Raw genomic sequence first — 7,329 nt, forward strand, 5'->3', positions numbered from 1 at the left:
GTTTTCCAACATTCTTATATTGGCTTTTACCTACATTTTTATTTTATCCTTTGCAGTTATATCCTCTTTTATTAGAAAATGTAATAAGAAAATATTCAGGTGAAATGATCATAAAGACAAAAAATAACAAAACATATTGTGATATTCTTTTAAAAAAGAAAAAAGGATAAAATGCATTTAAAATGGACCCTGTAAAAAGGACACGATAAAAAAGGATATTTAATTCGTGACCCTGTTTTACAGGGTTTTTATTTTGCATAGTATAATGATTATAGAATGGTGGTGTTATTATGGGAGTAAACTATTTTAGCGATGAACAAGTAAAAGAACTCGAAAAGAATCCATACGTAAAGAAAGTATCTATCAAAAGCATAACCTATTCAGAAGAATTCAAAGAACTCTTCTGGATTGATTTACAGAAAGGCATGATGCCTGGAAACATATTTAGAAAGTATGGATTTGATCCCCATATGTTAGGGTCCAGTCGAACTCTCAAGTTCACAGATCGTGTAAGGAAAGAAGCAGCAAGGGAAGAAGGATTCAAGGATACCAGAGGCACAAAATCCGGAAGACCTTCTACAAAGAATCTTACCATTGAGGAACAGCTAGAAAGGCTTAAGCAGAAAAATAAAATTCTCCAGCAGGAGAACGATTTTTTAAAAAGAGTGAGATTTATCAACAGAAAGCAAATATTAAAACTGCAGAAGGACAAACAATAAGAGAAAAATATAAACTAATAGATAGAACTCTTGAATCACCTAGTAATAATCTGAGTGTCTCAGCATTATGCGATATTGCAGGTGTTTCAAGAAGTGGGTTCTATTCATGGAAGAAATGAAAAAGTTCCATAAGCGAAAAAGAAGAACAAGACCGTAAGGATTTTGAACTGATTTTAGAAGCATACAGGTTCAAAGGATATGACAAAGGTAGACGTGGTATTCATATGCGTCTTCTTCACATGGGCATTATGATGAATCATAAAAAGATTTCAAGACTGATGAAGAAATACGGTCTATTCTGCCCAATAAGAAAAGCCAATCCTGCAAGAAGAATGGCTAAGGCAATGAAAACATCAAATTATGCGGATAATATTCTAAACAGACACTTCGAGGAGTACGGTCCTGGATATGTGCTTGAAACAGATATTACTTATCTATTCTATGGTCACAAAAGATCTAAAGCCTATCTATCAGTGGTAAAGGATGGCTTCACAAAGCAGATTCTTGCATATGTATTATCACCGTCTTTAGAAGTAGACTTTGTCCTGGAGACAATCAATCAGCTTTACAGTAAACATAAGCATAATATTCATACTGATGCTCTGATACATAGTGATCAGGGTGTGCATTATACAAGTGTTAAGTTTATTGATTTACTCAAGAGCCTGGAAATCAGACAGTCAATGTCAAGAAGAGGAAACTGCTGGGACAACGCTCCCCAGGAATCATTCTTCGGACATATGAAAGATGAGATAGGCAGATATACAGAGAATGCCGGCTCATACGAAGAACTAAAGGAAATAATAGATTCCTATATGGTTTATTACAACAATGATCGTTATCAGTACAATCTAGCCAAGCTTTCACCAAATGAATACTTAGAATATTACATGACTGGTGAGTATCCGCTCAACCATGTCACAAAGGAGCCTGATGAATATAAAGAAAAATTCAGACAGGTAAGAAATAATCTTGATAGAAACTCAACGCTCGAGAAATTAGTAGCTATCCTTCAAAGAATAACTCATTTCAAACAGTCCATCAGATAATCTGCATAGATGACTTCTGATTATATCTGTATCATTATTGCTTAATGATGCAAAGCCCAAATCATCCATCTTAGTGAATATAACAGTGCCATTAAAATAACCGTCAGCATCATCTGGAAAAGATCTGTAAACAATAGTATGATCAGTATCATATACACTTAAATCCTTTACAAGAAGATAGACTGATGGATCATCATCAAATATATAATCACGGTAGTCAAATACCCCAAGCTCATTTCTTATGACTTCCTTCATTCTATCTGTTTCCAATACACATAAAACTCCATCTTTAATAATTACATATTTGCATAGTTTACACATAAAAATATCCTCCTGGTTAATTACACCTAGAGGATATCTTTATTTCTAATCATTTTTAAGCGCCTTTTTATTTAATGTCCTTGACACGGGGTCCACATTAATTAACCTACATTTTATCCTTTATCTACAGAAAAAGTCTTTTTCGTTATGCTTTAAATAGTTTTTGTTTAATCCCTTTTAATAGCTTCATACCTACTAAACATGAAAGAAATTCAGTAATAGGGAAAGCCCACCAGATCAGTGTTATACTCATCTGTTCATTTCTTACTAGTAGAGAGAATATATAAGCAAGAGGTAGGATAATAATCATTTGTCTTAATAATGAAATAATAAGTGATTCCATACCACCATTTAATGCTTGATAAATACCTTGGAAGGCTATATTAATACCTGCAAAGATAAAACTAATAGAAATAACTCTCATCGCACTGATAAAATAACTACGAGACGCACCTGCATTGAATAATGTTGCAAAAGAGCCAGGGAAGAATTCAGTTATTGCGATACCAATGATCATGAGTACACATGTATATATTAAACCATATTTAATACCATCTTCAATTCTTCTCTTTTCTCCCATACCATAAGCAAATGCGATAATAGGAGTAATGGCATCACGTAATCCAAAGGCGAGGAATAAGACAAACTGCTGTACTTTATAGAATAATCCATATGCTGTCTGGGCAGAAGGATTGAACTTAAGAATAAGATTCATTACATAAACCATAATAGACATAAGTGCCTGGGCAATAATGGCCGGAAGACCAATTGTATAAATCTGTTTAATAATAGTGGTATTTGGTGTTATATATACAAGATCATGATCAAACTCTTTATTTAATTTCATATGGAATATAAGTAGAAGTAATGCAGAGACAACCTGTCCAATGACAGTTGCATAAGCTGCTCCTTGTACACCTAATTCAGGACAAGGTCTTAAACCATAAATCATAATAGGATCAAGAATAATATTGATAACTGCACCAGCCACCTGTCCAATAGTAGAATAAAGAGAACGTCCTGTTGCCTGTAAAAGCTTTTCAAATATAGAGAAGAAGACAATTCCAAAAGACACTATACAGCATATTTTTAAATAGCTGATACCCATAGTAAGTACTTCTTTATTGGCTGTTTGTGATGCAATATAAGCCTTAACACCAAAGATACCAAATAATAAGCATAATATATAAATAATACAGGCCAAGAAAAGACTATTACCCGCTACTTTTGATGCTTTCTTTCTGTTGTTTTCTCCTAATGTTCTTGCAAGAAGGGCATTGGTTCCTACACCTGTCCCAATACCAATCGCCACCATCAACATCTGTACAGGGAATACAAGTGTTAATGCATTGAGTGCAGCTTCACTGCCTGTATGCATATTCCCTACAAAGGCACTATCTACAATATTATAGACAGCCTGTAAAGCCATAGATAAGATCATCGGAATACCTAATTGAATCATTAACTGATTTACAGGCATCTCTCTCATTTTGTTGTTTTCTGTCATTTTAATCTCCTTTTTAGCTAATAAAAAAGTGTGCAGGAATCCCATAAGCTGGACTTACGCGATTCGCTACACACTTTTTTAATCTATATAAATAAAAAAAACGAGTTCATAAACTGGATTTACGCAGAAAATTGCTACTCGTTCGTTTGTTATTATATTTCTAGATTTTTTTAAAGTCAAACGAAAATTTTACCTTAATTATAAGTTATAAGGAAATATAGGAAAAGAAGTCCCTGAGTACAAGGACTTCTCTTATAGCATGTTTTATTACTTAGAAATAATTTCTACACCATCTTCTGTGACGAGAAGAGTGTGTTCCCATTGTGCTGATAGTTTTCCATCATCTGTATAAACAGTCCAATCATTATCAGTACCTAGATGGATATGACGTGTTCCCTGGTTAATCATTGGTTCAATCGTAAATACCATTCCAGGAACTATTAATACAGTCTTTTCTTTTGGTGTATAATGATATACATAAGGATCCTCATGCATGGCTTTTCCAATACCATGACCACAGAACTCTTCGACAACACTATATCCATTAGCATGGGCATGCTTTTCAATTGCTGTACCAATATCAGCAATAGTACTTTCCCAAGGCTTTACAGCCTTCATACCTCCTTCAAGGCATTCTTTAGTCACTTTTACTAGACGCTGTGCCTCTTCTGAAACATGACCTAGCATAAACATTCTTGAAGCATCTGCATAATAGCCGTTTACTCCAGTTGTCGCATCCACATTAATGATATCCCCATCCTGAAGTACATAATCTCCAGGAATACCATGACATACTTCATCATTGACAGAAGTACAGATACTCTTAGGATACCCTTCATAGTTTAAATCTGCAGAATAACCACCATGACTTGAAGTATAAGCCACAGCCATATCATCAATATCCTGTGTTGTCATACCAATCTGAATATGTTCTTCAATATAATCTAATAATCCATTATTGACAACAGCTGCTCTTTTAATAGCTTCAATCTGTTTCTCATTCTTAATCATTTTATGATTTGGAATAAGATAACCATGTTTTTTATATTGTTTAAGCTTTTTATCAAAAGCTTCATGACAATCATGATAGTCTAACTGACTACCACACCAGCATTTTCTTTTCATTCTTTTACCTTCTTTCTTTACAAAGTATACACCATTTTTTTAAAAAATACATTGAAAGTTAGTCATATATAACAAGGAGTACACAAATGATTTATTATTTTACCGGAACAGGCAATAGTCGATATATTGCAAGAGAACTACATCAACAATTAAATGAAGATTATATAAGTATGAATACACTTATTAGAAATAATGATCATAGCTTACAGAATATCCAAGGAACATTGGTATTTGTCGTACCTACTTATGCCTGGAGAATACCTCGTATCGTCGAAGAATGGATTCGTTTGACAGCTTTTAAGGATGTTGAAGAAGTCTATTTTGTGATGGATTGTGGGGGAAATATAGGCAATGCAGGTTATTATAATAGAAAACTATGTGAGAAGAAGGGATTCCACTACAAAGGTACAATGGAAATCATTATGCCAGAAAACTATCTCGCAATGTTTGATACACCAGAAGATGATGAAGCCAAAAAGATTATTAAACAGGCAGATCCTGTAATTAAACAAGCAGTTTCCTATATCCATCAGCATTTACCTTTTCCTAATATGTCATTACAATTGAAAGACAAGTTCCAATCTTCTATTGTGAATACAGTTTTCTATCCACTTTTTGTGAAAGCAGCTGCTTTCTATAGTACGGATGAATGTATTGGATGTGGATTATGTGAGAAATTATGTCCGTTAAAAAATATACAAGTAAAAGATCATCGTCCTGTGTGGGGTAAGTAATGTACACATTGTATGGCATGTATTGCGAAATGTCCTAAAAAGGCGATAGAATATGGGAATAAAAGCAAGGGAAAGAATAGATATTATATTGACTAGGTACAACTTGATAGTTTATCGCTTATTCAACTAGATAGTTATGTTATAATAGTAGAAAAGAAAGGAGTGTCTATATGAGAAAAGCTATACCTTTAGGAGTAGTAGATTATGAAACCTTAAAGAATCAGAATTATTTTTTTATCGATAAAAGTATGATGATTTATGATTTTTTAATGAGAAAAAGTACTGTCACTCTTATTACTCGACCTAGAAGGTTTGGAAAAACAATCAATATGTCAATGATGTCTTCATTTTTTGATATTACTAAAGATTCTAAAGAAATATTCAAAGATACAAAAATTGTTGAAACAGAGTATATATCAGAAATGAATCAATATCCTACAATCTTCATTTCGTTTGCGAATGCAAAAAATGATAAATGGAATGTTGTAAAGGAAATTAAATTACAACTGCGTAAAGAATATGATCGATATGCTCATGTATTTGAACAAAAAATGACTGTATTTGAACAAAACGAATATGAATCTCTTGTACAAGGGTTAATGACAAAAAATGATGGGATTCTAGATAATATTATCGATGCACTTTCTTTTTTGATGGAACGATTAGAGAAATACTACCACAAAAAAGTAATGGTATTCATAGATGAATATGACACACCTTTTATTGAAGCTCATGTTGGAGGATATTATGAAGAGTTGCGAGGGGGATTATCTTCTCTACTTCATAATGCATTAAAAACATCTACGAGTCTACATTATGCAATGATGACTGGTATTCAAAGAGTTGCGAAAGAGAACATCTTCAGCGATTTGAACAATCTGGTTGTATGTACAGTAAAAGATCCAGAATATTCTCAATACTTTGGCTTTACAGAAGAAGAAACGAAGCAAACATTAGAATATTATGATTTATCACTCAATGATGAAGTGAAATCTATGTATGATGGATATCATTTTGGAGAACATGATATCTATAATCCATGGTCTATCTTGAATTATGCTTCTAGAAAAGTATTAGAGCCTTATTGGGTGAATACGAGCAGTAATACAATGATTAAAAAAGCAATATCAAGCAGTGATGAAGCTTTTGAGAGAGGATATGAGGAGCTTATTCGAAATGGTAAACTCGAAACCACTGTAAAAATGGATACGAGCTTTTTTGAAGTAAACAATACAGAAAACTTGTGGGGTCTTTTGGTTAATGCTGGATATCTAACATTACACAAAACAATATCTATTCAAGATAGCCTGTATATCATAAAAATTCCTGATCAAGAAGTTCAATTGGAATTTAGAAAGCTTACAGCCTATCACTTGAAAGCGACTGAAACAGATCTGACAGTACTATTCAATTCATTGAAATGTTGTCGAAAAGAAGATTCTGAAGACAGATATCGAAAGATTCTACTCACATTACCTTCTTATCATGATTTGAAAGATGAAAATAGTTATCACATGATGCTGCTTGGAATGTGTGCCTGGCTTTCTAATGAGTATGAAGTAATCAGTAATCGAGAAGTAGGAAAGGGAAGATGTGATATCATACTAAAATCCAAGAAAAGTCAAATATCATATATTCTAGAATTTAAATATACAAATGATAGTTCAGTTGATTTGAAACAACTTGCAAAATCAGCAATAGATCAAATTAACAGTAGAAGATATGATAGTGAATTAAGTGGAACAGTGATTCGCATAGGACTAGCACATTATCAAAAAAATGTAGAAATTGAATGGCAATAAGAATATCGGATATTATTGAACCTTTAATTTTTAAGGGGGGTCAATAGAAAACTCGCTTTAAATTATTGGGGG

The 7,329-nt window shown here is 33.0% G+C and carries 5 protein-coding genes and 1 pseudogene; 3 read left to right on the forward strand and 3 right to left on the reverse strand.

What is annotated here, in order from left to right; translation table 11 throughout:
* Positions 1-290: 290 nt before the first annotated feature.
* Positions 291-1,588, forward strand: a pseudogene (locus QZQ55_RS09995) (IS3 family transposase); the annotation flags it as partial.
* Between the two features lie 129 nt (positions 1,589-1,717).
* Here the strand turns inward: QZQ55_RS09995 and QZQ55_RS10000 are convergent.
* From QZQ55_RS10000 to map, 3 genes are all read right to left on the reverse strand, one after another.
* Complete coding sequence (locus tag QZQ55_RS10000) at positions 1,718-2,089, reverse strand: hypothetical protein (RefSeq protein WP_295092951.1); 372 nt, start codon at positions 2,087-2,089, stop codon at positions 1,718-1,720.
* A 145-nt stretch (positions 2,090-2,234) separates the two neighbouring features.
* Positions 2,235-3,596 carry an MATE family efflux transporter gene (locus tag QZQ55_RS10005; protein ID WP_295092953.1) on the reverse strand — a complete coding sequence of 454 codons (1,362 nt, stop codon included), beginning with the start codon at positions 3,594-3,596 and terminating at the stop codon, positions 2,235-2,237.
* Positions 3,597-3,863: 267 nt separating this feature from the next.
* Positions 3,864-4,721, reverse strand: coding sequence for a type I methionyl aminopeptidase (gene map, locus QZQ55_RS10010; RefSeq protein ID WP_295092955.1), 858 nt, complete (start codon positions 4,719-4,721; stop codon positions 3,864-3,866).
* A gap of 86 nt (positions 4,722-4,807) precedes the next feature.
* Between map and QZQ55_RS10015 the strand changes: the two genes are divergently transcribed.
* Both QZQ55_RS10015 and QZQ55_RS10020 read left to right on the forward strand, forming a co-directional pair.
* Positions 4,808-5,455, forward strand: a complete 648-nt coding sequence (locus QZQ55_RS10015; RefSeq protein WP_295092957.1) for an EFR1 family ferrodoxin — start codon at positions 4,808-4,810, stop codon at positions 5,453-5,455.
* A gap of 170 nt (positions 5,456-5,625) precedes the next feature.
* The gene (locus QZQ55_RS10020) at positions 5,626-7,257 is read left to right on the forward strand and encodes an AAA family ATPase (protein ID WP_295092959.1); all 1,632 of its coding nucleotides are present in this window, start codon (positions 5,626-5,628) and stop codon (positions 7,255-7,257) included.
* The last annotated feature ends 72 nt before the right edge of the window (positions 7,258-7,329 follow it).

The sequence above is a fragment of the uncultured Catenibacterium sp. genome (genome assembly GCF_900540665.1).
Taxonomy (GTDB): Bacteria; Bacillota_I; Bacilli_A; order Erysipelotrichales; family Coprobacillaceae; genus Catenibacterium.